25 protein-coding genes and 4 pseudogenes are annotated in these 24,808 nt (G+C 45.5%); 24 read left to right on the forward strand and 5 right to left on the reverse strand.

The window, feature by feature from the left end; translation table 11 throughout:
* The first annotated feature begins 6 nt into the window (after nucleotides 1-6).
* From EL309_RS00170 to EL309_RS00185, 4 genes are all read left to right on the forward strand, one after another.
* Entirely contained in the window at nucleotides 7-450 is a 444-nt protein-coding gene (locus tag EL309_RS00170) for a hypothetical protein (RefSeq protein WP_004284764.1), read from the forward strand.
* Entirely contained in the window at nucleotides 450-803 is a 354-nt protein-coding gene (locus tag EL309_RS00175; RefSeq protein WP_004284765.1) for a DUF3969 family protein, read from the forward strand. Before EL309_RS00170 ends, EL309_RS00175 begins: the two co-directional genes overlap by 1 nt.
* A gap of 102 nt (nucleotides 804-905) precedes the next feature.
* Nucleotides 906-2,219: a VENN motif pre-toxin domain-containing protein gene (locus tag EL309_RS00180; RefSeq protein WP_164717522.1), complete on the forward strand. Its 1,314-nt coding sequence runs from the start codon at nucleotides 906-908 to the stop codon at nucleotides 2,217-2,219.
* Nucleotides 2,216-2,656 (forward strand): Imm42 family immunity protein, encoded by a 441-nt coding sequence (locus EL309_RS00185; RefSeq protein WP_107855378.1) that lies wholly within the window; start codon nucleotides 2,216-2,218, stop codon nucleotides 2,654-2,656. Before EL309_RS00180 ends, EL309_RS00185 begins: the two co-directional genes overlap by 4 nt.
* A 131-nt stretch (nucleotides 2,657-2,787) precedes the next feature.
* Here EL309_RS00185 and EL309_RS00195 read toward each other — a convergent pair whose 3' ends face one another.
* Nucleotides 2,788-3,441, reverse strand: coding sequence for an IS1595 family transposase (locus EL309_RS00195; RefSeq protein ID WP_040669657.1), 654 nt, complete (start codon nucleotides 3,439-3,441; stop codon nucleotides 2,788-2,790).
* Nucleotides 3,442-3,455: 14 nt separating this feature from the next.
* On the opposite strand from EL309_RS00195, the gene EL309_RS00200 reads away from it, so the two are divergent.
* The 8 genes and pseudogenes from EL309_RS00200 to EL309_RS00235 all read left to right on the forward strand — a co-directional run.
* On the forward strand, nucleotides 3,456-3,782 hold the full coding sequence (locus EL309_RS00200) for a hypothetical protein (protein ID WP_036494199.1): 327 nt from the start codon (nucleotides 3,456-3,458) through the stop codon (nucleotides 3,780-3,782).
* Nucleotides 3,783-4,561: 779 nt separating this feature from the next.
* Complete coding sequence (locus EL309_RS00205; RefSeq protein ID WP_126382055.1) at nucleotides 4,562-4,804, forward strand: hypothetical protein; 243 nt, start codon at nucleotides 4,562-4,564, stop codon at nucleotides 4,802-4,804.
* A complete protein-coding gene (locus tag EL309_RS00210) occupies nucleotides 4,785-5,222 on the forward strand; it encodes a B-box zinc finger protein (protein WP_036494200.1) in 438 nt (145 codons plus the stop codon). The genes EL309_RS00205 and EL309_RS00210 overlap by 20 nt, the downstream gene beginning before the upstream one ends.
* Before the next feature lie 188 nt (nucleotides 5,223-5,410).
* The gene (locus EL309_RS00215; RefSeq protein ID WP_126382057.1) at nucleotides 5,411-6,832 is read left to right on the forward strand and encodes a VENN motif pre-toxin domain-containing protein; all 1,422 of its coding nucleotides are present in this window, start codon (nucleotides 5,411-5,413) and stop codon (nucleotides 6,830-6,832) included.
* Nucleotides 6,832-7,278, forward strand: coding sequence for a hypothetical protein (locus tag EL309_RS00220; protein WP_036494187.1), 447 nt, complete (start codon nucleotides 6,832-6,834; stop codon nucleotides 7,276-7,278). Before EL309_RS00215 ends, EL309_RS00220 begins: the two co-directional genes overlap by 1 nt.
* Before the next feature lie 383 nt (nucleotides 7,279-7,661).
* On the forward strand, nucleotides 7,662-8,594 hold the full coding sequence (locus EL309_RS00225) for a hypothetical protein (protein WP_107855371.1): 933 nt from the start codon (nucleotides 7,662-7,664) through the stop codon (nucleotides 8,592-8,594).
* Nucleotides 8,595-8,616: 22 nt separating this feature from the next.
* Nucleotides 8,617-9,075 carry a hypothetical protein gene (locus EL309_RS00230; RefSeq protein ID WP_004284778.1) on the forward strand — a complete coding sequence of 153 codons (459 nt, stop codon included), beginning with the start codon at nucleotides 8,617-8,619 and terminating at the stop codon, nucleotides 9,073-9,075.
* Nucleotides 9,075-9,575, forward strand: a pseudogene (locus EL309_RS00235) (hypothetical protein); the annotation flags it as partial. The gene EL309_RS00230 and the pseudogene EL309_RS00235, both read left to right, overlap by 1 nt.
* Before the next feature lie 199 nt (nucleotides 9,576-9,774).
* Here the strand turns inward: EL309_RS00235 and EL309_RS00240 are convergent.
* Nucleotides 9,775-10,434, reverse strand: a pseudogene (locus tag EL309_RS00240) (transposase); the annotation flags it as partial.
* A gap of 426 nt (nucleotides 10,435-10,860) precedes the next feature.
* Between EL309_RS00240 and EL309_RS00245 the strand changes: the two are divergent.
* The 7 genes and pseudogenes from EL309_RS00245 to EL309_RS00275 all read left to right on the forward strand — a co-directional run.
* Entirely contained in the window at nucleotides 10,861-11,598 is a 738-nt protein-coding gene (locus EL309_RS00245) for a pirin family protein (RefSeq protein ID WP_004284756.1), read from the forward strand.
* A 91-nt stretch (nucleotides 11,599-11,689) separates the two neighbouring features.
* A complete protein-coding gene (locus EL309_RS00250) occupies nucleotides 11,690-12,298 on the forward strand; it encodes a nitroreductase family protein (RefSeq protein ID WP_004284755.1) in 609 nt (202 codons plus the stop codon).
* 130 nt (nucleotides 12,299-12,428) lie between these two features.
* Nucleotides 12,429-13,112, forward strand: coding sequence for a hydrolase (locus tag EL309_RS00255; protein ID WP_004284753.1), 684 nt, complete (start codon nucleotides 12,429-12,431; stop codon nucleotides 13,110-13,112).
* Nucleotides 13,113-13,198: 86 nt separating this feature from the next.
* Nucleotides 13,199-13,420: a DUF1427 family protein gene (locus EL309_RS00260; RefSeq protein ID WP_004284751.1), complete on the forward strand. Its 222-nt coding sequence runs from the start codon at nucleotides 13,199-13,201 to the stop codon at nucleotides 13,418-13,420.
* A complete protein-coding gene (locus EL309_RS00265) occupies nucleotides 13,421-15,313 on the forward strand; it encodes an amidohydrolase (protein ID WP_004284748.1) in 1,893 nt (630 codons plus the stop codon).
* 160 nt (nucleotides 15,314-15,473) lie between these two features.
* Nucleotides 15,474-16,373 carry a pirin family protein gene (locus EL309_RS00270; protein ID WP_004284747.1) on the forward strand — a complete coding sequence of 300 codons (900 nt, stop codon included), beginning with the start codon at nucleotides 15,474-15,476 and terminating at the stop codon, nucleotides 16,371-16,373.
* Nucleotides 16,374-16,721: 348 nt separating this feature from the next.
* A pseudogene (locus tag EL309_RS00275) lies at nucleotides 16,722-18,329 on the forward strand (MFS transporter); the annotation flags it as partial.
* 198 nt (nucleotides 18,330-18,527) lie between these two features.
* On the opposite strand, the gene EL309_RS00280 reads toward EL309_RS00275, so the two are convergent.
* Both EL309_RS00280 and EL309_RS00285 read right to left on the reverse strand, forming a co-directional pair.
* Nucleotides 18,528-19,091, reverse strand: a complete 564-nt coding sequence (locus tag EL309_RS00280) for a YceI family protein (RefSeq protein WP_004284744.1) — start codon at nucleotides 19,089-19,091, stop codon at nucleotides 18,528-18,530.
* A gap of 189 nt (nucleotides 19,092-19,280) precedes the next feature.
* Nucleotides 19,281-20,183, reverse strand: coding sequence for a LysR family transcriptional regulator (locus EL309_RS00285; RefSeq protein WP_036494230.1), 903 nt, complete (start codon nucleotides 20,181-20,183; stop codon nucleotides 19,281-19,283).
* 269 nt (nucleotides 20,184-20,452) lie between these two features.
* Between EL309_RS00285 and trmB the strand changes: the two genes are divergently transcribed.
* The gene (gene trmB / locus EL309_RS00290) at nucleotides 20,453-21,166 is read left to right on the forward strand and encodes a tRNA (guanosine(46)-N7)-methyltransferase TrmB (protein WP_004284740.1); all 714 of its coding nucleotides are present in this window, start codon (nucleotides 20,453-20,455) and stop codon (nucleotides 21,164-21,166) included.
* A 107-nt stretch (nucleotides 21,167-21,273) separates the two neighbouring features.
* Here trmB and EL309_RS00295 read toward each other — a convergent pair whose 3' ends face one another.
* Complete coding sequence (locus EL309_RS00295) at nucleotides 21,274-22,080, reverse strand: IS481 family transposase (RefSeq protein ID WP_040669977.1); 807 nt, start codon at nucleotides 22,078-22,080, stop codon at nucleotides 21,274-21,276.
* A gap of 98 nt (nucleotides 22,081-22,178) precedes the next feature.
* Here EL309_RS00295 and EL309_RS00300 point away from each other — a divergent pair, with 98 nt between their 5' ends.
* The 4 genes and pseudogenes from EL309_RS00300 to EL309_RS00315 all read left to right on the forward strand — a co-directional run bounded on the left by EL309_RS00300 (nucleotide 22,179) and on the right by EL309_RS00315 (nucleotide 24,521).
* The gene (locus tag EL309_RS00300) at nucleotides 22,179-22,592 is read left to right on the forward strand and encodes a DUF596 domain-containing protein (protein ID WP_004284735.1); all 414 of its coding nucleotides are present in this window, start codon (nucleotides 22,179-22,181) and stop codon (nucleotides 22,590-22,592) included.
* Nucleotides 22,593-22,722: 130 nt separating this feature from the next.
* Nucleotides 22,723-23,667: pseudogene (locus EL309_RS00305) on the forward strand (DUF637 domain-containing protein); the annotation flags it as partial.
* Nucleotides 23,664-23,912 carry a hypothetical protein gene (locus EL309_RS00310; protein WP_004284731.1) on the forward strand — a complete coding sequence of 83 codons (249 nt, stop codon included), beginning with the start codon at nucleotides 23,664-23,666 and terminating at the stop codon, nucleotides 23,910-23,912. The pseudogene EL309_RS00305 and the gene EL309_RS00310, both read left to right, overlap by 4 nt.
* A gap of 285 nt (nucleotides 23,913-24,197) precedes the next feature.
* On the forward strand, nucleotides 24,198-24,521 hold the full coding sequence (locus EL309_RS00315; protein WP_040669974.1) for a hypothetical protein: 324 nt from the start codon (nucleotides 24,198-24,200) through the stop codon (nucleotides 24,519-24,521).
* Nucleotides 24,522-24,808: the final 287 nt, after the last annotated feature.

The following is a 24,808-nucleotide window of genomic DNA, read 5'->3' on the forward strand; positions in this document are numbered from 1 at the left end:
GGTCGTTTGAAAGGTAAAGAAACTTTCTTACGGCCTTTAAAATCTGCGCAAGAAGAGCGGGAGAAGCTGTTTCCGATATTGAATGACGGAAAAGGAGGAGGGAAGAAGGCGCAAGTGCCGAAACACCCGGTAAGCCGGTCAGCTACGGGTGCGCCTATGCCGCCTGATGATGAGGATGATAAAAATATTCGTGAAACTCATAATTCGGTTAAAGAATCTCCAAGCTATCCTAAAGGGTTTAGAGATGTTCATAACGGGATGAAAAAGGTTAATGTTAATAATCAATCTATTCTAAACCAATTAAGAAAAGTGGAAAAGGGAGATTGGAAAAAAGTATATAGAGATGGTTTTGATGCCCAAGGAAATAAAATATCTATTCATTATTTTCAAAATACTAAAACAGGTAGAGTGTTTAATGTTAAAGTCAAAAGAAATTGGAGTAACTTTTAATGGATAAAATATTAATTTCAAATAATAAAAATGATGTAGAGTTTTTTTTAAATACTTATATTTTGGGAGTGTTGACAGCTCTTATAAATAAAAAAATTAACACAGATGATATTCAAAAATTACTATTTAGGCCTGGGATAATTGAATATTTAACAAAATTAGGAATAGATAAACAGTATATTCATATTATTTTAGCTGGAACAGAATTAGAAGATATCGAAAGCCTTATTCCTGCAAACTTGCACCAAGAAACCTTAAAATTAATAGATATATGTCTTAATAATTTCAATGATATGTATTTGGAAGATAATATCTATATTGGTATTGATATAAAAGATCATAAATTAAGTTAGAACCTGCAATACCTGAATATAGGCTTAAGCAGTGCGTCGGCAGCTTTATCCGCCCCGACCGACAGCGCATTGGGCCTTGCCGCTTCAGCGGCCAACCCCGTTGTGTCCTACCATATCGGCCAACACTTCAAACAGAACGACGAACTGAACAAACTCGACGGCGGCAAACGTCCGGGAGAAGGCAGCAAAGAACACATCGCCCTGCATACCCTGAACGGATTGCTGACCGGTGCGGCCAACGGCAGCCATGCTGTTGTGAGCGGGCTGTCTGCGGGGGGAGCGGAATTATTGGCACCGACATTGGCACAAAGCCTGTACGGTAAGTCTCCCAAAGAGCTGACGGCGGAAGAAAAAGCGAATATCGGTTCGTTGGCCGGAGTATTCGGTGCGGCGGTAGGCGCGGCATCGGGGGATGTTGCGGGTGCGGTAGTGGGCAGTCAGGTTGCGCAGAGTGCGGTGGAGAATAATTATTTGACGGAAGGGCTCAGAAAAACACCTCAAAGTATCAGCACGTTTGATAAAGAAATGCAGGCCTGTAAGGCAAGAGGTGGTGATTGCTCTGAAATCATTAAAAAATTCTTAGCGCATAGCAACCAAAATAGGGCATATTTGATAAAAGAATGCACAGGAGGCGGAATAACTTGCCCGAGTTATCAGGAAATTATTGCGGCAAATACAGGGGAGTCTTATTTAGCTTCGATTAAAGATCCTGATGTACGCAGGATTGTTGCTACAGTTAATGCTGCAGATTTAATCTTTTTAGATAAGGAAATAGGCATTTGGAGTAAGGTGGGTAATGCCGTTGCAGATCCGACGGTAATCGCTACACTGGTTGGAAGCAGAGGAAGGAGTAGTGCTGTTGACCTGAAGTCCATCGCAAAAAGCAGCACTTTATCTGCCGGGAACGGAATGCTTTATAATTTTGCGGTGCAATGGGCGGAGAAACGCAGTATAGATTACCGTGATTTGATTGCTTCGGGGATTGTAGGTGGAATTACGGGTGCTGCAACTCCGAATGTATCGGTAACTCATGCGAAGAAGCCAGGGCAAGGTACTTTTGATAGAGGTTCTTCCTTGCCTGTATCTAAACCGGTTAAGGTGGATTTCCCAAATGGTTCGGTGACTTATCAGTCGAATCCGAAACATACCCCAGGAGGAGCTGGATGGAATTCTAGGGCGGGAAGAGAACCGCAAGATTCTCTTCGTTTATTTCAAAATTCTCAGCCAATACCTTCATCGACAACAGTACGTTTTGCCAGAGATCAGGAAGGAAATATTCATCGTTTTTCTAAAGATCCCAACAATCAGTGGCATTGGAATGGTGGAACTGGCGATAAAAATAATCCATTAATTTTAGATAATAAAGTTAAAGCCGAATTAAGAAATTTAGGATGGAAAGGCAAAATTTTAAAATGATAATTGGAGATAAAATAGATTTTTTTATACAGTTAGATTTACTGGTAAAAGATAGTTATTATTATATGGGTCCTTTAAATTTTTGGATTGATCAAAAAGCTTATCCGGGAGTAGGAGCTGTTATTACATTAAATAGCCAAATAATGTTATTAAAAGATAATTTAAATATAGCATTAAGTCATGAATTTAAGGGAAGTAATTTGCCTATTGAACATATTGATTTTGATTATGAGGAGCTATCCGATGAAAATACGATTTATTGGTACTTGGGAGAATTGGGAGACAATGGTTTGCGTATGAGATGTGAAATTGTAAAAGACACACTGCGTTTATTCTATTCAATGAATCAAGATCCTTTCAAAGTTAAGGAAATATCTTTAATTTATTACAAGAAAATTATTGATGATTTATTTGTTTTTTTGAAATGTTTAAAATAAAAAGGGGCTTAAGAAGCAAAATTCATTTTAAAGGATCTTTACGCAACATTCCCAGCAGCACTTTATACAAATCGTCATGCCCGTGATTGAAGCGGAACTCGGTTTCTTTTAGGGGCTGAAGTAGATTAGCCCTAAATACCACACCAAAGCCGCAAAGTTTTTAACTGCTGCTTTGGTGTCCCGAAGTTAAAACGAAACTCACATTCTTTCAAGAACAGAGGAAAAGATTTTCGGTCGATTCCGTTGTATTTGCGCAAGACACGTTTCGCCTGATTCCAAAAATTCTCAATGCCGTTGATATGGTTGTGTCGGTCGGCAAACTTTTTGCTGTGATTAATCCTGTGATGGTGAAAACCGCTGACATCCAACACGTCGTAACTGCTCAGGCAGTCCGTATAAACTACGCTATCAGGTGTAATTTTCCTTGTAATAACAGGAAATAAACTTTCCTTTCGGGCATTATTCACTACAACCGTATAAATCTTACCTCCACGTTTAAGGATACCGAAAACCACCACTTTACCTGCTGCTCCCCTACCGCGCTTTCCTTTACGCTTACCGCCGAAATAGCTCTCATCCAATTCTATAGCGCCCTCAAAAACCTGATCTGCTTCCAAAGCCAAATGACGGCTGATAACAAGACGGATTTTACGGTAGAAGAGAATAGCCGTATTGTGCTGAATACCCAAGATATCGGCAGCAGAACGTGCGGTTACTTCCAATACAAAATATTCAAGCAGTTTTCTTTGCAGACTCTTCTTTAACTTACAGTGGGTTATCTTCATTTTGGCAGCCTATCATGACTGCTAATCTACGTCAGCCCCTAAATGTAAGTATTACGATTAATCAAGATAAAAGTGTTACTTTAACCTTGGCTGGAACAGCGGGAGCTGGAATAGAAGGTTTTGTTGGCGCTACTGCGTCTAATGTTTCTAGAAATGATGGATATTTTTCAGAAGTTTGTAGTTCCGTAGGTGGCTATATTGTAGGAGGTGTTTGTGCCGGTGCTAATTTAGAAAGGAAAGCACCACTAGCTGTTACTGGTAAGCTAGGGAGTGGTGTGGCAGCATTTGCCGGGGCGAATATTGGATATCAGAAAACTTTTAATTTAAAATCTCCAAAATAAAGAATTAAAATGGAAAATTTAATATTTATCTTATTTTTTATATATATTGTGTTATTTTTTTGTCAATTTTTGATTTTATATAAGTTGTTTAAAGATGAAAATATAATATCAGGATTGTCAGATTATTTCAGTAAATTTAATCAGTTAGGTTTTATAGTATGGAAAATTGCTTTTGGATATAGAAAAATTTCAAATAGAAGAAATCTTCTTATCTTAAGATTAAATATGATTTTGGCGTTTTTTGTTGTATCTCTGATAATATTTTTTATTTATCAGGATTGAATTTTTATTAGGGGGTATTGTTAGAAGGCTTGCGAAGCGGTTTTTTAGCTTCTCAAGCCATTTTGACAAATGGTTTAGTAAAAATTATAAGGACTTGTAAAATGAATCTAATGAATCTATACGTTTTTTATCTGAACACCAGGGGCTAACTCAACATCTCAATATGAAAAGCTCAGCCGAGAAAATAAAAGTATTTTAAATCGTTACAATGCAATAATTTAAGAAACTTAGTTGATACTACTACTTATAATGGCAAGAAAGATTATTGGTATCCAACTGGTGTAAAACTCTCGGCTTCTACTGAAGCTGCACTTTATGTAGGTTTTGGTGGGAATATAAAAGTAAATTTTACAATAGGGAATAGAGGAGCAAGTGCCCAACTTGAAGGGGGAGCGGGAACAGGTATAGGTGTTAAAGTAAAAGCAGGAAAATGGGAAAAAGAAAACAGTGATATAGGAGTATCTACTGATATTACAATTGTAGAAAAAACTTTTGGGGTGCGTGCTAAGGATCATAATTCTACATTATCGACCAAAGCTTCTGCAGAAGGTTATTTTGGACCTCTTGTTGTGGGTTCTGAAATTGAAGGGGGAAGAGAGTATGAAAGCAAGAATAAATCTTCAATTTATAAACATATCACCAGTAAAGCAGAAATCAAACCACAAGTAGGTGTTGGCGTTGTCGCGAAATGGGATTTTTTAAATTATAGGACAAAAAAATATGAGAAAAAATTACGATGAAGAAGATACATACTTCATACCAAAAAATAAAGAAGCTGAGTTAGAGATAGCTAGAAAATTTCAAAGAAGATTGTTTTTATCTAAATTATTTTTCCCCTATTCAATACTGATGGCTATTTTATTGATTTTGGAAAAGTATAAAATAATTGGCAATGAACGCACAAATGATTCACTATTTATTTGGTTAATAATAATATTTTGGGGGTTGGCTTTATATAGTATTATTTCAACAATGATACTGGGGAAATGCCCTTATTGCCAAAATTTTCAGCAGCTTAATGGAAAAGTTAAAGGTCTTGATGAGAAAAGTATTTTTTATACTAAAGGTGTTTCTCCATTTATAAAATATTGTAATAAGTGTAAAGCACCTCTATCTGAGAAAGCTGTAAGAGAGGTTTATCATAAACATAATTCTTAATTAAGACATATTTAATCTATAACATCTTGAGGTCGTTTGAAAATTTTTACTTTTCAAACGACCTTATTTTAAAGAAAAAACAATTATTTTTGCTAATTATAATTAAGTAAACTAAACAGTTTTTTCTTTAGGTACAGTCCTAGCTAGAGTTTTCAAGAGAGTTGTAAGTAAAGGGAAATCGCTTTCAGGTGACAGACTCCCGCTCAGGCCGTCTGAACAACACTTTCGATAAAGAAAGGGTGCAGAAAGAGCTGGATATCCAACGGGAGGTAACACAGCAGTTCGGCAGCAACATCGGCTATGTAAAAAGCCGAGTGAACCAACGCATAGAAGGATTGAAAGCCGCGAGGGAAGCAGGGCGGATCAGCCAAGAAGAATACGATAAAAAAGTTCAGAGCCTGCAATACCTGAATATAGGCTTAAGCAGTGCGTCGGCAGCTTTATCCGCCCCGACCGACAGCGCATTGGGTCTTGCCGCTTCCGCGGCCAACCCCGTTGTGTCCTACCATATCGGCCAACACTTCAAACAGAACGACGAACTGAACCAACTCGACGGCGGCAAACGTCCGGGAGAAGGCAGCAAAGAACACATCGCCCTGCATACCCTTAGCGGTTTGCTGACCGGTGCGGCCAACGGCAGCCATGCTGTTGTGAGCGGGCTGTCTGCGGGGGGAGCGGAATTATTGGCACCGACATTGGCACAAAGCCTGTACGGTAAGTCTCCCAAAGAGCTGACGGCGGAAGAAAAAGCGAATATCGGTTCGTTGGCCGGAGTATTCGGTGCGGCGGTAGGCGCGGCATCGGGGGATGTTGCGGGTGCGGTAGTGGGCAGTCAGGTTGCGCAGAGTGCGGTGGAGAATAATAATTCTGCCATACGCACGCTACCGAACCGACATTTGCAAAGACAACAAAGGATAGAATTAACAGCGGATGCTGTAGATGAATTGTTTGCGTTATTAATGGGTAATGTAGGAGATATCAAAAGGGGCTGGGCACAGTTAAGTTATGAGACCAAATATGAAAAATTAATTGAGTCACAACAGCAATTAGAGAGATTGGGTTACCGAGTACCGTTAGTGGCTTTTTTAGATAGAAATGGTAATCAAAGAGTTGATCTTGAGGCCAGTAAAAAGAACATATCTTATGCACTCTCAAGGCTGAGTAATGCTTCTCAGTCTGAGAAAGCGGCATTTAAAGAAGCAAAAAGATCAGGACATATTTTAAAAAATGATAAGCCTTTGGCTGTGAGGGCGGTAACTTATCGTGATCCTGCTCGTAATATGAGTAGAACCCAAGCTATGGAGTATTTATATCAAAATACCAAAGGAGAATATGTTGTTTTACAAAGGCATCATTTAGGACATATGTATTTAGTAGATATGCATGGAAAAATAATAGATACTAAATCTTCACAACCTGCACATTGGAATGTGAGACATTATCCTGAAAAAGTAAAAGTTGATCCCAATATTTGGGCTAGTATAATTGAATCTGATTTAATTTCAAATTTTCCAGATCGTAGTAAATATGGAGAAGCGATAAATTATCCTAAAGATCGTAATATTCCTGACCATATTCCATATTCTACACAACCTAAAAAGATAAAATAATGCAGAAAAAATTTTTAAATTATCTTAAGATTTATAGAAGTGTTCCTGTTAGAACAGCAAAAAAATGGTTATATATTTTAAAAAGCTGTTGGAATAATATTTTTGACCAACAAACTTTTATTGGGAAAGCAAATTTCTATTTAAGTGATGACACATATTTAACTATGAGCTTAATGTTACCTCCCGTTGAGAGTAATAGTAGCCCGTTTATTGGTAAGTCATTTATAATTACTCTTAATACTCAAATCATATCTTATGATAAAGATATATATTCTTTATTAGGAATGGAGTTGTATGATATTTTCATTTTGTTTAAAAATGAGGGTGACGATTTATTTGAAATATTATTTACTTTGAAAGATAAAATTGTGAAAATAAATTCAAAAGAAATATTTATTAACTCGTTATATAAAAAAGATGGTGATAATTATAAAATGGTTTATTGAGATTTAATGAAATTTACCATAAAACTATATAAAAGAATTTAAATTATATGTAGATACAGGTCTTTGTATGTAGTGTTTATATGATTTCCAACGCTGCCTGAAAACATCTCAATTTTTCAGGCAGCATTTATTTATGTATTGTGAAATAACCCACACCAACATCCGCACCGAAACCGCGACCGTCAGCTTAGGCCGAGACCTTTGCAAAACCCCCAGATGCGGATGCAGTTGTTGACACCTTAGGCGGAGCGGCCGTCGGGTTTGCCGTAGGCGGCAACACCGCCGCAGCGATAGCGGGATGGAATACCGACAGGTTTAACCGACAGCTGCATCCGAATGAATATGCCACGGCAAAACGCTATTCCGAACAGATTGCAGCAGAATTGAGCAAACGGGAAAAACGCCAAGTTACGAAAGAAGAAGCCGAAGCAAGAATTATCCGGCAGATGCTCAGAAACGTAGACGAAGCTACGGCAAAAGCGGACTTGTTCAAAAGAGACGACAATATCGTTTCACTAATGGGTGCTTATTTGCCGAAACGGGATAAGCATTACCAAGATTCGGCCTACAACAGCCGTTACAATGCCGCCTACGGCTCTGTTTTAAATCATGCCGCCCGTTATAAACATTTCGGCAGAACACCGGAAGAAATCAACAGCTACAACCGCCATGTTGTTACCGACATACCGAAAGCGATAGTGAATGTGGGGATAGGCGCATACGAATCGGCGGCGAACTTGGCCAACGGTTCGGTATTTGCGGAAGACCCTGCTTATGCGCGTATAGGCAGAATCGGTTACGGCATACCGGAGTACGGTAATGCGTTGGAGACGGTAGGCAGTTTGGGATTGGGAGCTTATGCGTTGGGTAGGGGTAATCTTGCTAGTAAGGCTCATGCGACAACTGTTGAGTCTAAGCAGTTGAATATTTCTATACGCAGGCCGACGGCGAGGCAATCTGAAATAGATGTAGGTGGGAATTTACCAACAAATGCAAGGGCACAGGTAAGTTTTAAAAATGGTAAAGAAGTGCCTTATGGAACAAAAGGTAGTGTACGTCCTGATTGGTGTATTGGAAATGTTTGCAGTATTGAAGTAAAAAACTATGATATTCATACTAATAGAGTGGCTTTAGTAAACAGTGTTTCTAAACAGTTGATAAAAAAAAGCCATTTACCCTTAGGGATGAAACAGGAAATATGGATTGATTTAAGAGGACAATCAAGCTCAATTAGAGACAGAGTAGATATCCAAAATAAAATTTATAAGAAATCTAATGGAATTATCCAAATTGAAGATATTAAATTTATGCAATAACTAATTTTTCGGGAATATTTTTATGCTATTAGCAGGATTTGTTACTCCAACTACTGTTTTTTTAACTGAATCATACGAAAGAGATTTTTTAAATGATATGTTTAAAAAGTTAAATAAATTTATTAAAAAAGAAAAAATTGATGATGGAGATTTAATCTCTGACAGGCTTTATAGGAGATATATAAGGTTTTCGGAAGTTGAAAAAGCTGAAAGTATTTTGAGAGCAATTGAGATAGATTTTCTTAATGAAAATGAAGATAATAGGCAAAGATATCAAATGTTTTTTGACACGTTTTATAAGTGTGCGGAAGAAATGAAATATTTGCTGGAAATCGGTAGAGAATATGGAAGATTACAAATTGGTTTGGTAGAACTTCCTTATTCAGCTGAAGAAAAACAATTATCTAATGAATATTATGATAGTTTGCCAAGTAATGTTGAGCCAGTATGGATGCGCAGTCATTTATTAATTAATAAATAGACTACAAACAATGGCTGTCGGGCGACTATATGCTGAAAGCCTTGGCAGTGGATCCCGCATCCACCCACAAGCGTTTGGGTGACGGCTATTACGAGCAGCGACTGGTCAACGAACAAATCGCCAAGCTCACGGGCTACCGCCGTTTGGACGGCTACGGCAGCGACGAAGAGCAGTTTAAAGCCTTAATGGACGCGGGCATTACCGTGGCCAAGCAGTTCAATCTCGTACCGGGTATCGCCTTAACGTCCGAGCAAGTGGCTTTGCTCACTTCCGATATCCTGTGGCTGGAAAACCAAACCGTTACCCTTGCCGACGGCAGCACCAAAACGGTTTTAGCACCTAAGGTATATACCGTAGTACGCAAAGGCGACTTGAATGCGGCCGGCGGTTTGATCAGTGCTTCGGCCATCGCATTGAAAGCTGAAAATATCGACAATCAGGGCACTTTGGGCACACGGGAGACAGTCAGACTTGATGCGCAAAACATCCGTTTGGGCGGCAATGTTGCCTCATCTGCGGTGGTTGCCACAGCTTCAGACGGCCTTAAAGCAGACGGCAAAGTGGAAGCTGCCAACCTGATTGCCCTCAAAGGCAAAGACATAACCATTGAAAGCAGCACCGTTTCAGCAGGAAATGAGCGCAACGGTTCGACTTCGCTGAACCGCCAAGCCGGTCTGTATCTGAACGGTTCGCAAGGCGCAGGTGTTTGCACTCATGAGCATTGGCCGGAGTGATGTGCAGTTTCTCGATATAGCCGTCCGCATCGGTGCGGGTGTGTTGTTTATAGCCCGGATGGAAGCGGCCGTCTTTTTTGATCCACCCGGCATCCGGGTCTTTGCCGGGGGTGGTTTCGCCACAGACAACGCCTTCGTCATCCACTTCGATGGCCTGACGCTGTTTGCCGCCGGCCGTCTGAATAATGGTGGCGTCAACGATGGCGGCGGATGCTTTCTCTACTTTTAAGCCCTGGTCAGTCAGTTGGCGGTTAATCAGATCCAGCAGTCCGGCCAGGGTGTTGTCTTGAGCCAGCCAGTTGCGGAAACGGCAGAGGGTGCTGTGGTCGGGAATGCGGAAGTCGTCGAAGCGGCAGAAGAGTTGGAAATCGATGCGGGTGATGAGGCTGTATTCGAGTTCGGGGTCGGAAAGGCTGTGCCATTGGCCGAGCAGGATGGCTTTGAACATGGAGAGCAAAGGATAGGCGGGACGGCCGCCGTTGTCGCGCATGTAGCGGGTTTTGCGGCCGGTGAGGTATTGTTCGATGGGTGTCCGGTCAAGAATACGGTCGAGTTTGATGAGTGGGAAGCGGTCGAGATGTTTTTCGATGTGGTTGAGGGCATCGGTGTGTAAAAAGCTGCTCATGAACAAAATCCTCTAAATTCTCGGAGTTTGATGTGAGTGGAAATTTAGAGGATTTTTGAGGGTTTTGCAAAGGTCTCAGCCTTTCATTTTTTATTTTAAAAACGAAAATGCAAACATCGGCGGGCTATTCACCAACCCAGAATAACCCGCCGTTTAAAAAGCTTTTCAGACGGCCTCAAATCAAAATCAATATTCAAACCCGTTCATCACGTCCATGATGTCCGTCAAAAAATACTTTTCTAATTCTTTCGGATAGTATATTTTTCACACCAGTTATCCAGCCTCTTATGTTTTCAGCTATTGTTTACTCTGAGTTGATAATTAATTTATCATTCGTGTCTTTTTCCCCACAAAGTTTCTCCCTATAATTCACTCCATCGCAAATCGTTATATTAACAATAGTAATTAATTTAAAGGAAAGATAAAATGCAAACTGTATACCATCCGGCTAATTCACGCGGCTTTGCTAATCACGGTTGGCTGAAAAGCGCACACACTTTCAGCTTCGCCAACTATTACGACCCCGAGCGCATGGGCTTCGGCGTGCTGCGTGTGATTAATGATGATTTTGTAGAAGGCGGCCAAGGCTTCGGCACCCACCCGCACCGCGACATGGAAATCATTTCCGTACCCTTGAGCGGCGATTTGGCCCACCGCGACAGCATGGGCAACGGCAGCATCATCAAAAACGGTGATGTGCAGGTTATGTCGGCCGGTACCGGCGTTACCCACAGCGAAATGAACGCCAACCGCGACCAAGCTGTGAAATTCCTGCAAATTTGGGTGTTGCCCCGCAAAAACAACGTAGCGCCCCGCTATCAGCAAATCACGATTGCCAACGAAGCCAAACCCAACGACTTCCAGCAAATCCTGTCTCCCAATGCTGATGACGCAGGCGTGTGGATTCACCAAAACGCTTGGTTCTCGCTGGCACGTTTTTCAGACGGCACCCAAAAACGTTACGACGTAAAACGCGAAGGCAACGGCGTGTATGTGTTTGTGATTAAAGGTAAAGCCAAAGTAGGCGGTATCGAATTGGGCGAGCGCGACGGCTTGGGCTTGTGGGAAACCGACGGCTTTGACGTAGAGGCTTTGGGCGATGCGGAAATCCTGTTGATGGACGTACCGATGGATGTGGAAGCCAATATCAACCAGTTACACTAACGGAAATCGGAGTAAAATGTTATCCAAACTTTTTAGCTGCCTGAAAAATCTCGGGCAGCCCTCTAGCCAACCTGAAATAAAGGAAACCACAATGTCTGTTGTACAAACTTTGCAGCAAGCTGCTGAGAACCGCCGTTCTGTTTACGCGCTGAACAAAAATCTGCCCGTAAACAAAGAAGAAGTAGTAAAAATCGTTGAGCACGCCGTAAAACACACACCGTCTGCGTTCAACTCGCAATCTACCCGTTTCGTTGTGTTATTCGGTGCCGAACATGAAAAACTGTGGGACATCACCATTGCCGAACTGCGCAAAATCGTTCCTGCCGAAAACTTCCAAGCTACCGAAGACAAACTGAACATGTTTAAAGCGGCTGCCGGCAGCGTGTTGTTCTTTGAAGATGAAAATGTTGTTAAAGGCCTGCAAGAGCAGTTCCCTGCTTATGCCGCCGGTTTCCCCGTATGGGCAGGTCACAGCGATGCCATGAGCCAATACGCTATTTGGACTGCGCTGGCTGCGGTAAACGTAGGTGCCAACCTGCAACACTACACCCCGATTATTGATGCCGAAGTGGCTAAAACTTGGAATCTGCCGGCCAACTGGAAAATGAGCGCCCAGCTCGTATTCGGCGGCATCACCGAGCCTGCAGGCGATAAATCTTTTGCTCCCGTAGAAGACCGCCTGAAAGTTTACGGCCTGTAATTATTTTCAGGCTGAACCACAGCCTGAATACACCGTGCAATAACGCGGCAAATTCAGACAGGCCACAAACCTGGAATCTGCCGCTTTTTTATTGCCTTAAAATTCTTTTAACGACACATGGAGAATCGTCATGTCAAACAAATTTTTAGACTTGTTAACCCCTGAAAACAGCCAGCTGATTTTCATCGACCACCAGCCGCAAATGGCCTTCGGCGTACAATCCATCGACCGCCAAACCCTGAAAAACAATGTGGTTGCATTGGCCAAATCAGCCAAAGTATTCAACATCCCCACCATCATCACCACTGTTGAAACCGAAGGCTTTTCCGGCCACACTTATCCTGAATTGTTGAGCGTATTCCCCGAGAACAAAATTCTCGAGCGTACTTCAATGAACTCTTGGGACGACCAAAACGTGCGTGATGCTTTGGCTGCAAACGGCCGTAAAAAAGTTATCGTAGCAGGCTTGTGGACAGAAGTATGTAACTTGGGCTTTGCTCTGGCTGCCGCTGCTGAAGGCAATTATGATATCTACATGGTGGCAGATGCCTCAGGCGGCACAACGGTAGAAGCGCATGAATACGCTATGCAACGCATGATTCAAGCAGGCATTATTCCGGTAACTTGGCAACAAGTTTTGCTCGAATGGCAACGTGACTGGGCCCGTAAAGAAACCTACGATGCCGTATTGGATATCGTAAAAGAACATTCTGGTGCATACGGCATGGGTGTGGATTACGCCTACACTATGGTTCACAAAGCACCCGAGCGCGTGCAACACGGCGAACGCATCGGCCCTAACCCTGCCAAGTAACCCCTGATTTACTGTTGTTAATGCGAAGGTGTGGTTTGCATCAAAATCACACCTTTGCTGTTTAATCTGCCCATTAAGAGATATTTATGAAGTTGTATGTGTTTTCTTTCGGAGCCGGAATATTGGTTGGTGTGGTTTACTACCTGCTTAATGTACGCTCTCCCGCGCCGCCCGTAGTGGCCTTGCTGGGGCTTTTGGGCATGTTGCTGGGCGAACAAATGATTCCGCTCTCCAAACAATTTTTTTCTCCGCAAACATCTATCTCCCAAACCGCACACTCACAAGACCAGAATCACAATAAGGAGTAAATGATGACGACACAAATCGACACAATTTTCTATAACGGCGAATTTACGACTTTAGACCGCTCCAAGCCGGTTGCCCAAGCCGTTGCCGTTGCCGACGGAAAATTTGCCGCAGTCGGCAGCAACAGCGAAATTTTAGCGATGGCGGGCGAAAATACCCGCCGCATCGACCTGAAAGGCCGCAGCGTTTTACCCGGCCTTTTCGACAACCACACCCATATCATCCGCGGCGGCCTCAATTACAACATGGAACTGCGTTGGGACGGCGTGCGTTCGCTGGCCGATGCCATGGCCATGCTCAAAGCACAAGTCGATATTACGCCTGCGCCGCAATGGGTTCGCGTGGTCGGCGGTTTTACCGAACACCAATTCATCGAAAAACGCCTGCCCACTATTGAAGAAATCAATGCCGTTGCGCCCGATACGCCGGTGTTCATCCTGCATTTATACGACCGCGCTTTGCTCAATGCAGCCGCATTACGCGCCGTCGGCTACACCAAAGACACCCCCGAACCGCCCGGAGGCGAAATCAAACGCGATTCGAAAGGCAACCCCACCGGCCTGTTGCTGGCCAAACCGAATGCCATGATCCTGTATTCGACTCTGGCAAAAGGCCCCAAACTGCCGTTTGATTACCAAGTCAACTCCACCCGCCATTTCATGCGCGAGCTGAACCGTTTGGGCGTAACCGGTGTGATTGATGCCGGCGGCGGTTTCCAAAATTATCCCGACGATTACGAAGTCATCCGCAAGCTGGCCGAAGAAAACCAGCTCACCGTGCGCATCGCCTACAACCTCTTTACGCAGAAACCGAAAGAGGAGAAAGAAGACTTCCTCAAATGGACTTCTTCGGTAACCTACAAACAGGGCGACGATTATTTCCGCCACAACGGTGCCGGCGAGATGTTGGTGTTTTCTGCCGCCGACTTTGAAGATTTCCGCCAGCCCCGCCCCGAGATGCCGCCTGAAATGGAAGGCGAATTGGAAGAAGTGGTACGCATTTTGGCGCAAAACAAATGGCCGTGGCGTATGCACGCGACTTATGACGAAACCATTACCCGCGCCTTGGATGTATTTGAAAAGGTTAACCGCGATATTCCGTTGGAAGGCATCAACTGGTTCTTCGACCACGCTGAAACCGTGTCGCAAAAATCCATCGACCGCATTGCCGAACTGGGCGGCGGTATCGCCGTGCAGCACCGCATGGCCTATCAAGGCGAATACTTTGCCGAACGCTACGGCACGGCTGCCGCGACCAACACGCCGCCGGTGAAACGCATTCTCGAAAGCGGCGTGAAAGTGTCGGCCGGTACCGATGCCACCCGTGTGGCTTCTTACAATCCGTGGGTATCCTTGTCTTGGTTGATCAGCGGCAAAACCGTCGGCGGTATGAAACTCTATCCGCAAGCCAATTTGCTCGACCGCGAAACCGCTTTGCGCATGTGGACGGAAAACGTGGCATGGTTCTCCAACGAAGTCGGCAAGCGCGGCCGCATCGAAGTAGGCCATTTGGCCGACATGATGGTGCCGAGCAAAGACTTTTTCAGCGTGCCGGAAGACGAAATCCCGTTCCTGACCTCAGATCTGACCGTAGTTGGCGGCCGTGTCGTTTACGGCGCAGGCAGCTTCTCTGATTTGGACACCCCGCCGCCGCCCGCCATGCCCGATTGGTCGCCGGTACACAAATACCGCGGCTACGGCGCATGGGGCGACCCCGAAGGTGCCGGTAAAAACTCGCTCGCACCGCTGCGCCAACAAGCCATCGCTTCATGCAGTTGCGCCAGCGCGTGCGGTCTGCACGGCCACGATCATGCCCGCGCATGGGCATCGTCGGCACCCGTTTCAGACCTGCAAGGTTTCTTCGGCGCACTCGGCTGCTCGTGCTGGGCCGTCTGAAAACGCCCGAACGGATACGGATGACTTTCCGTATCCGTAACCGCATTTGGCAAACGGCTTATCACCAATCCTTGCTTGAACGTTGCGCCCCGCAGCACGATAGTCGGTTGGTTATAAGCTGTCGTGCCAACCGGATATAAACACACAAAGGAACCCTGATATGAACACAGAAAAACTTCCTGCCAAAATCAAAGATGTCGGCGGTATTCCTGTTGCCCGCCTGTTGCCGCAAGGCAAACGCCGTACCATCGGCGCATGGTGCTTTCTCGACCATGCCGGCCCCGCCGAATTCGGTGCGGGCGAAGACGGTATGCAGGTAGGCGCGCACCCGCACACCAATCTGCAAACCTTTACTTGGATGCTGGAAGGCGAAGTGTGGCATCAAGACAGCCTCGGCTACCGCCAACTGATCCGTCCCAAGCAGGTCAACTTGATGACTGCCGGCACAGGCGACACGCGCGGCATCAGTCATACCGAGCAAACCCCTGAAGGCATCAACACCCTGCATGCCGTTCAATTGTGGATTGCCTTGCCGACCCATCAGGAAATCGAACCTGATTTCCAACACTATCCCGAACTGCCCGAATGGCACGAAAACGGTGTCGATTACATCTTAACCACCGGCAGCTACGGCGGCCATACTGCGCCGACCAAACAATTCAGCCCGCTGGTCGGCGTGGATATCCGTTTTCAGACGGCCCGTACTTTGGAAATACCCGCACACTCAGGTTGGGAATACGGCATCCTCGTACTCGCCGGCAGCGTAGAAGCCGACGGCTTACGCGCGACCGCCGATGAAATGATGGTATTCACCGACGGCAATGCAGACGGCGTTATCCGCATTCAGGCCGAAGCAGGAACACACATCATGTTGCTTGGCGGCGAACCTTTGCCGCACCCGACCCTGTTTTGGTGGAATTTCGTAGCCGACAACCCCGATTCGCTCCGCCGTGCCGTTGCCGATTGGAACAGCGGCCACCCGCGTTTCGGCGATATCGATTTATCCGGCAGCAAACTCAGCCGTCTGCCTTCTCCGGAAGCGCCCGACCATTTGCGCTAACCGGCAAAACCGCACGGCAGCCTGCTGCCTGAAACCGCAGGATTCAGACACAACATCCCGCTTTATAAACCGAAGCGGGCCGGTTTGTGCTTTTTATCCTTGCACTGCACAAAGCCGGGCAGCCGTACACACTCGATGTTTGTTTTTTCAGACGGCCTCATGATATCCGAGCGGATTGAGCCGAAAAAACACTGCCGCTATGGAACTGATAAGCAGCCTTAATGTAGCGCCTACCTATCTTTTATTTGTAGTCCATCTATTTAAAGTAGTTTAACGATATAAACAGCAAGCCGGCAAAGGTCTCAGGCCGTCTGAACAGCTTTTCCACATTACGGAACCAAAGGAACAACATATATGACCCAACACCGCTCGTCTGCCGCCGAAACTTCCGGCAGCAGCTTCGCCCCGTTGCGGCAAACTTTGTTTGTCGTGTTATGGATAGCCACCATTTTAGGCAACACCGGCAGCTTTATCCGCGATGTTGCCAGCTCGTGGCTGATGACCGATTTATCGCCTTCGCCTGCCGCCGTTGCCATGGTGCAAGCCGCCGCCACCCTGCCGGTGTTTCTGCTTGCCATTCCCGCCGGCGTGCTTTCCGATATTCTCGACCGCCGCAAATTCTTAATCGGCATTCAGATTCTGCTCGCCGGTGTCAGCGCCGGACTGATGCTGCTCTCGGCAAGCGGCATGCAGTCGGTTGCCTCGCTGATTGCGCTTACCTTCCTCGGCGGTATCGGTGCCGCACTGATGGGGCCGACTTGGCAGGCCATCGTACCGGAACTGGTCGATAAAAAAGATTTGAAAAACGCCGTAGCTTTGAACTCTCTCGGCGTAAACATTGCCCGCGCCATCGGCCCCGCACTCGGCGGTTTGATTTTGGCCGGAGCGGGTGCGGCTTTCGCTTACGGTGCCGACGTACTGAGCTATGTGTTTGTGATCAGCGCATTGCTGTGGTGGAAACGCCCCAAAACCCAACGCGACGAGCTTTCCGAACAATTCGGCGGGGCATTCCGTGCCGGATTGCGCTATGTGCGTGCCAGCCGCGAGCTGCACATCGTTTTGCTGCGTGCCTTTGTCTTCTTCGCCATCGCCAGCTCGGTTTGGGCTTTGCTGCCTTTGGTGGCACGACAACTTCTCAACGGTAGCGCAGGCTTTTACGGCATCTTGCTGGGTGCGGTAGGCGCGGGCGCGATTCTCGGTGCCGTGATTATGCCGCGCTTGCGCAGCCGTTTGAGTGCCGACGGTTTACTGCTTTTGGCCGCAGGCGTAACCGCTGCCGTGATGGCCGTTTTGGCCGCCGCACCGCCCAAATGGTTGGCTGTAGTGATATTGCTGTTGCTCGGTGCATCATGGATTACCGCTTTAACCACACTCAACGGCGTGGCGCAAAGCATTCTGCCCAACTGGGTGCGCGGCCGCTCGTTGGCCGTTTACCTCACCGTATTCAACGGCGCCATGACTGCCGGCAGCTTGTTATGGGGCAGCGTTGCCAGCCTTATCGGCATCCCCTTGACCTTGCTTGCAGGTGCGGTGGCATTGGTGGTTTCCGCATTGGTAGCGCACCGCATCAAACTGCCGCAAGGCGAAAACGACTTAAGCCCGTCTAACCATTGGCCCGAACCGCTCACCGTATCCCGCCCTGCCAACGACCGCGGGCCGGTGCTGATTCAAATCGAATACCGCATCCGCCCCGAAGACCGCGAAGCGTTTATCCGAGCCATTACCGCGCTTTCGGCCGAACGCCGTCGCGACGGAGCCTACCAATGGGGCGTGAGCGAAGACACCGCCGATCCTTCCATTATGCTCGAATGGTTCTTGGTCGAATCGTGGGCCGAGCATCTGCGCCAACACAAACGCGTTTCCAAAACCGACGCCGACCTGCAAAACGCAGTAAAACGCTTCCACCAAGGCGAAGCACCGCCGCAAGTGCGCCACTTCGTTTCTTGCGGTAAATAATCAAACCTATTATCTATTCGTTTTTTCAGACGGCCTCAAAAGCAATAAAAGGCTTTCGAGGCCGTCTGAAAGCTACATTTGGTAACACGGTAAAGTTTATATCTTGTACCAGAATGTTGTTTGATTACGGATATAAATATTTAAAAAAAGAATGCCTGCAACATATTGCAGGCATTCTTTTTTCGGAATGATTAACCGTTATTTCTTGCCGGCTTCGATTTGGATGGTCAGTGCGACCTGCTTGGTCATACCGGCATCAACCAGATAATTGATGCCCCATTTGGTGCGGTCGATGGTGGTGGTGAAATCGCCGCCGCAAACTTGGGTTTTGAGAATCGGGCTGTCGTAGCAGTTGAATTTTTGTGCTTTGAGCTTAACCGGATGGGTTTTGCCCAGCATAGTGAGCTTGCCGTCAACCGACAACAGTTTTTTGCCGTTGAAATTGAACTTGGTCGAGGTAAAGCGGATTTCGGGGTATTTGGCCGCATTGAACAAGTCGGCCGATTTCAGGTGATTCGTGAAGTCTTGACTGCCTGTTTGAATGGAGTTCACAGGAATGCTCAAGTCTATCGAACCGGTGCGTTTGGCGGGATCGAACTCCAGAGTACCGCCCAAATTGTAGAAACCGCCGACGTTGGTGCTGGTATTGAAGTGGTCGATACTGAAACGGGCATTGGTGTGATGGCCGTCAATCTGATAAGTCGCCGCACCGGCAGTCGTAGCCAATGCACTTAAAAACACAGTGGAAATGATTTTTTTCATAATTTTGCTCCGATTTATTTGATATTGGAAAGGAATTCCATTTTAACCAAACCTAGGGATGAAGCAAACTATAGCCAATTAAATTTTTCTCAATATTATAAAATATTGCGGGAATGAATAAATCCTTTGTTTTGAGCATGAACATTGAATATTGTAGAAATTGTCGATGCTATATAACCTAACCAGTCGTTACAAAAAAGGGTTGGATTGCCCTAGTTTGCCGCCAATGAAATCAATAAAGCTGCGTACCTTCGCGCTCAGGTATTGGCGGTCGGCATAAGCCGCATAAAGCGGATGGGAAGGCATCGAATAATCGGGCAGCAGCCGAACCAGCCTGCCTTTGGCCAAATCGTCGCAAATCAGGCAGTCGGGCCCGTAACCGATGCCGCAGCCTGCCAAAATCATTTGGTAAACCATTACGCTGTTGTTGCTGGTAAATACCGGCTTGAGGCGCAACTCTTCATTTTTGCCGTTATTAAGATGCCGGAGCGTACGCACCCGCATATCGACATATCCCGGCAAAACTGCAGGGCAGGCCGCGGCTTGTTCCGGGGTTTCGGGCAGGCCGTAATGTTCGATAAAATTTGCCGAAGCACAGAGCAGCATATTGACTTTGCCGAGCTTGCGTACAATCAGCGACGGTGCAGGTTCGTCAGATGCACGCAGGGCAAGGTCGAAGCCTTCGCTTACCAAATCTTTGTGGCGGTTGTCTAAAACCACTTCCAGCGTAATATCGGGATACTGCTCGGAATATTCGGTCAGCCATTGTGCGAATTGCGAGGAAGCGAACCATACCGGTGCCGTCAGCCGTAATAGACCTTGTGCCTGTTCCACACCCGAAGCAGCTTTTTGTGCCGCTTGATCCAATGTATCCAAAGCATAAGCGCATTGTCGGTAATACTCGGCTCCTGCTTCCGTTAAGCTCAAACTGCGGGTATTGCGCAGCAGCAGTTTAGCCCCGATGCTGCTTTCCAAATGGCGCACATGTTTGCTGACCATCGCCGGAGACAAATCCATACGCTCCGCTGCTTTGGTAAAGCTCCCGTTTTCAACAACTTGGCGAAAAACTTTCATACTTAAAAATGTATCCAAAACTGTTCCTTAAAGTAAAGCGGCAAGTATAGGGATTATACAAGGTTCTGTTTCCGCTACAGTTTGACTGTCGACGGTATTTTGGTTAAAGCTCTGTTTAATCTGAATCTTAATAGTTATTGTCTATAGCAAATAAACTTATTTTTGATAAAAGTCAGCAAGCCGCAGACAGTACAAGTAATACGGCAAGGAGCAGCAACGCCGTAGCGGGAATAAAGTTTATTTGCTATATATTGTATAATCCCGCTTTTAGCAATGAAATAAAGCACATGGGCAATCACAACGAACAGCAGACACCGGATATTCCCGAAGAACACAAGCGCAGCATCCGCAGCTTTGTTTTGCGCCAAGGCCATATGACGGCGGCACAGCAGCGTGCGATTGATACCATGTGGCCGCAATTCGGCATCGACTATCAAAACAGTACGTTTGATCTGAATGGAGCGTTCGGCCGCGGCAATCCCAAAGTGCTGGAAATCGGTTTCGGTATGGGCGTGGCGACGGTAGAAATTGCCAAACGCCTGCCTGAAAAAGACTTTTTGGCGATTGATGTGCACGGCCCGGGCGTGGGCAATATTTTGAAGCTGATTGAAGAAGAAAAAGTATCCAATATCAGAGTGATGCGCCATGATGCGGTGGAGGTGGTGGAGCATATGCTGGCCGACGGCAGCTTGGACGGCATCCATATTTTCTTTCCCGACCCCTGGCACAAGAAACGCCACCACAAACGCCGCCTGATTCAAGCGCCTTTTGTGGCGAAATTGTTGCCCAAGCTGAAGCAGGGCGGCTATATCCATTTGGCAACCGATTGGGAAGAATATGCGGTGCAGATGCTGGAAGTGTTGAGCGGCTTTGATGAGTTGGAAAACACTGCGCAGGATTACGCCCCCACGCCGGACTACCGGCCTGAAACCAAATTCGAAGCCCGCGGCAAACGGTTGGGGCACGGGGTGTGGGATTTGGTATTTAAGCGGATAAAATAAGCGGCTTTCAAGCTTTACCGTTAACCGCTCATCCTGTTACCGACATGTAATGCCTGTCTGAAACCGTTTTTTCAGACAGGCTGAGATGTAAGAAATCCTCGCGTTGTTTACACAACAGATTGAGAAAAATAAGCCTGTAAAACCTCAAAAGGCGTATCGCCCTTCAAGCCCTTATGCGGCTTAACCGTGTTATAAAAATTCACAAAACGGCACAATTCCTTCTGCCTATGTTCCGAATCCATAAACGGAACTTTGTCATGCCACATTTCCATCAGGGTGCGGATTACCCGTTCTGCCTTACCGTTGGTCTGCGGTCGGGCAATACGGGTAAACTTCTGGTTGATGTTGTTCTGCACACAGGCAACCGCAAACGGATGCGACGCATTGCCACGGTATTCCATGCCGTTGTCCGAATAGGCGCATTCGATGGTATAAGGACAACAGTCAATCACATCACGCAAAAGGAACTTGGCTGCACTAGCCGCTGTACGGTCGGGCAAAATGGCCGCATACAGCTCGCGGGAATAGTCGTCAATGGCGACAAACAGGTAATCTCTCGAGGCGGTTGCTTTTTGGTTTTGCAACAAAGGCAGTCGTTTGGTGTAGAAATGCACCATTTCGCCGGGATAGGATTTGTTGTAGCGTTTGGCCTGTTTCTTGAGCTTTTCCTCGATGTTTTTTTCCACTTTTGCCAAACGCTTCATTCCGTATTTGGCCTGTTTGAAACGGTTGTTGGTGCTGTTTTGTGGTGCGAGCAGCTGCAACCGTGCGGCCTTTAGGATGCGGTAAATGGTAACTCTGCTGACTTGGTATTGCCGGGCCAGTGAGGTAACGGTGATTTTATCCTGTGTATAGGCGCGCCAAACGGCTTGGCGTTGGTGTGGGGTAAGGCGGGTGTTTTTATGGATGTTCATGGCAGTATTGTCTTTCAAATACTGTAAACAACGCTAGAGTTTCTTACATCTCTCAGTATGATTAATGATGATAATGTAAAAAGGGAGATAAAGTTTAAATGAACCGGCAAGAAAGTATTAAGCAAAAATATCAAGCACGTCTTGAAACCGATGTTCGGCGAGCATTAAATAATGCCGGTGTCGCCATGGATGTTTTATGGTGGATTATCGAAGATTTCTCCGATGATTTTGAAGAGCAGACGGAATCTTTTTTCATCTTATTTAAAGAACTGCTCCGCCGAGGCCATCTGAAACTGCAGCGCGACGACAAGATTATCGAACATACGCCCGAAGAGTGGGAGCAGATTTTTAGAGCCGTTTGGTCGCCTGCAGCAGAATGGTGGCCTCAAGGACCGCAGTACAAAGAAACATACTTGGGAGAAATTGATATGAGCATTTGGTTTGTTCTCGGTGATTGTCCCGCCTACGCCGTTTGGGTAGACCCCGAAGACGGCACAGAATACTGGGCTTGAACGGCTTAAACAGCATACAAAGATGCAGAAGTAAGTAAACATAAGGCTGAAACCGGCATCCGAGGCCGTCTGAAAACGAACTTTCAGACGGCCTCGTTCTACATTTTCATAGCCAACCAATACGTTTAAAAATCCCGCTACCTCCGTGATTACTACAGGCGTAGCCAACAAGATCGGCGCATCTTCGGCTTTAAACCAAGTGAGCGACAAAGCGTGGGGGAGAGAACTGACCACAAACTTGGCTACCGCAGGCAGTTCGGCGACAATATCCACCGCCATCAACGGCGGCAGCCTGAAAGACAATCTCGGCAATGCCGCTTTGGGCGCATTGGTTAATACCGTGCACGGCGAGATTGTAAGTAAAATCAAAGTCGGCCTGAGCGAAGACTACATCACCCACAAAATCACCCATGCCGTAGCAGGCTGCGGTGCTGCGGCCACAAATAAAGGTAAGTGCCTCGACGGTGCAATCGAGGCAGCGGCCGGCGAGATGGTAGCGGAAGCTTATGGCAAGCCAGATATAAATTTGCCTGATGCAGAGTACCAACGCCAAACCGATAAACTTTTAGCTGTTACGAAGATTGTCAGCGGTTCCGTAAGCTCCCTGCTCGGAGGCAATTTTGAAAAAACCGCCGATGTTGCTGAAAATACCGTAATGAATAACTTTTTATATCCTGAGCAAGATGCGGATATTAAAAAACAACTGGCAAATTGTGCGGGACAGCATGCCGGAAGATCCCCCAGTCTACTGGCCTGCCAAGGCAGGGTAATTAAAATAGCCCATACGATCAGCGAGCAGAATGACAGGCCGCTGGCAGCTGCTTACGAAGCGGCAAAGAAAGGAAACAGCACCGAATTAAACCATCTCAATCAAAGTTTTACCCGGGCAACGGATGCAAAAGGTATTGCGCAGTTAAAGTCTATTTTAAAATCCCAATATCCGAAAGCAAGTGAAGCCCGTATCACAGAGTTAGCCGGCCAGTCGATAACCCAGTTTCAACAGGATTGGCATCTGGCAAGGTCAAGAGTGGCGGCAGTTGCTCCTACCGAGTTTGTCAACAAAGCAACAGCTTGACGGCCGAAATTGCAGGCGCGGCTTTGGCTACTCGGGAGCTTTATGGACTGCGGGCTTTTAAAGCAACTAATGCAAGTCCTATTGTATTGCAAAATCTTGATAGAAAGGTTATCCAATCAAGAATTAATATTCCGAATGGAAATAGTGATAGAGGTTGGGTTCATGTTGAAAAACGCCACTTTTCAGGTACTGGTAGTCAGCTTGTCATTTCAAAAATCGAGTTGAAAAAAAATTTTACAGAGTGATGTTGTTAAAATCCCTATTAGCTCGACAAGAATCTCTCATAGGATGGGAAAGCAGGAAATATTGTATGAGAGAGTTGTTAAATTTAATAAACCTATAGGGTTAGATAAATATAATGCAAACACCCCTACTAATTTAATGACAGTATTAACAGATAAGCATGGGAATTTGGTTACTACTTTTCCAGGATTTATGATTAAATAAATATGAGAAAATTCTAATTAAATATTATGATTTTACTAATAAGTTAATTATGGAATTAACAACTGTGTTTCGAGAGTTTAAAAATGAATGCTTACGACGATAGCATTTTAATAAAAAATATTATCAGATCTGAGAGGATGGTTACAGGAAACAAAAATTTATATAATTTTTTAGTTGAAAAATATATAAATTTAAAATCAGTTTTCTGCCTCAGTATGATCCCAGAACAGGGAGAGGATATTTATACATTAATGATTAATAAAAATAAGGTTATTATGGTAGATGTATCTAGATTAGATTCATCAGCAGTAGATGAATTTCTTTCAGCAGAATATACATATTTAGAAAGAAAATTGCTTATTCTTGAGGTCGATAGATTAGATGTGTTTCTATTATTGCTAAGCTAGATTACTGTTTTGTGAACATATTGATTTTTTAGAAAAAAATAGATCATTTAAATCCGCGTTTAGTTGGAATTCCAAATAAATATTTATTGTCAGAGACACAATCCGATTGATGTCTTTATATGGATAATAGATATTCGGGGACAGATATAACCAGCCAACCTCCATTTTTAGCAGGTCGATAGGGAGTACAATGGGAAAGATCAATATGGTTCAGTCATGTTTGGTTGGATGGACGGTGCTAAACCAGTTTCTGATTATGAGTTTCAGCATAAAACTATTGGGTTTGT

The organism is Neisseria weaveri, assembly GCF_900638685.1.
Lineage (GTDB): Bacteria > Pseudomonadota > Gammaproteobacteria > Burkholderiales > Neisseriaceae > Neisseria > Neisseria weaveri.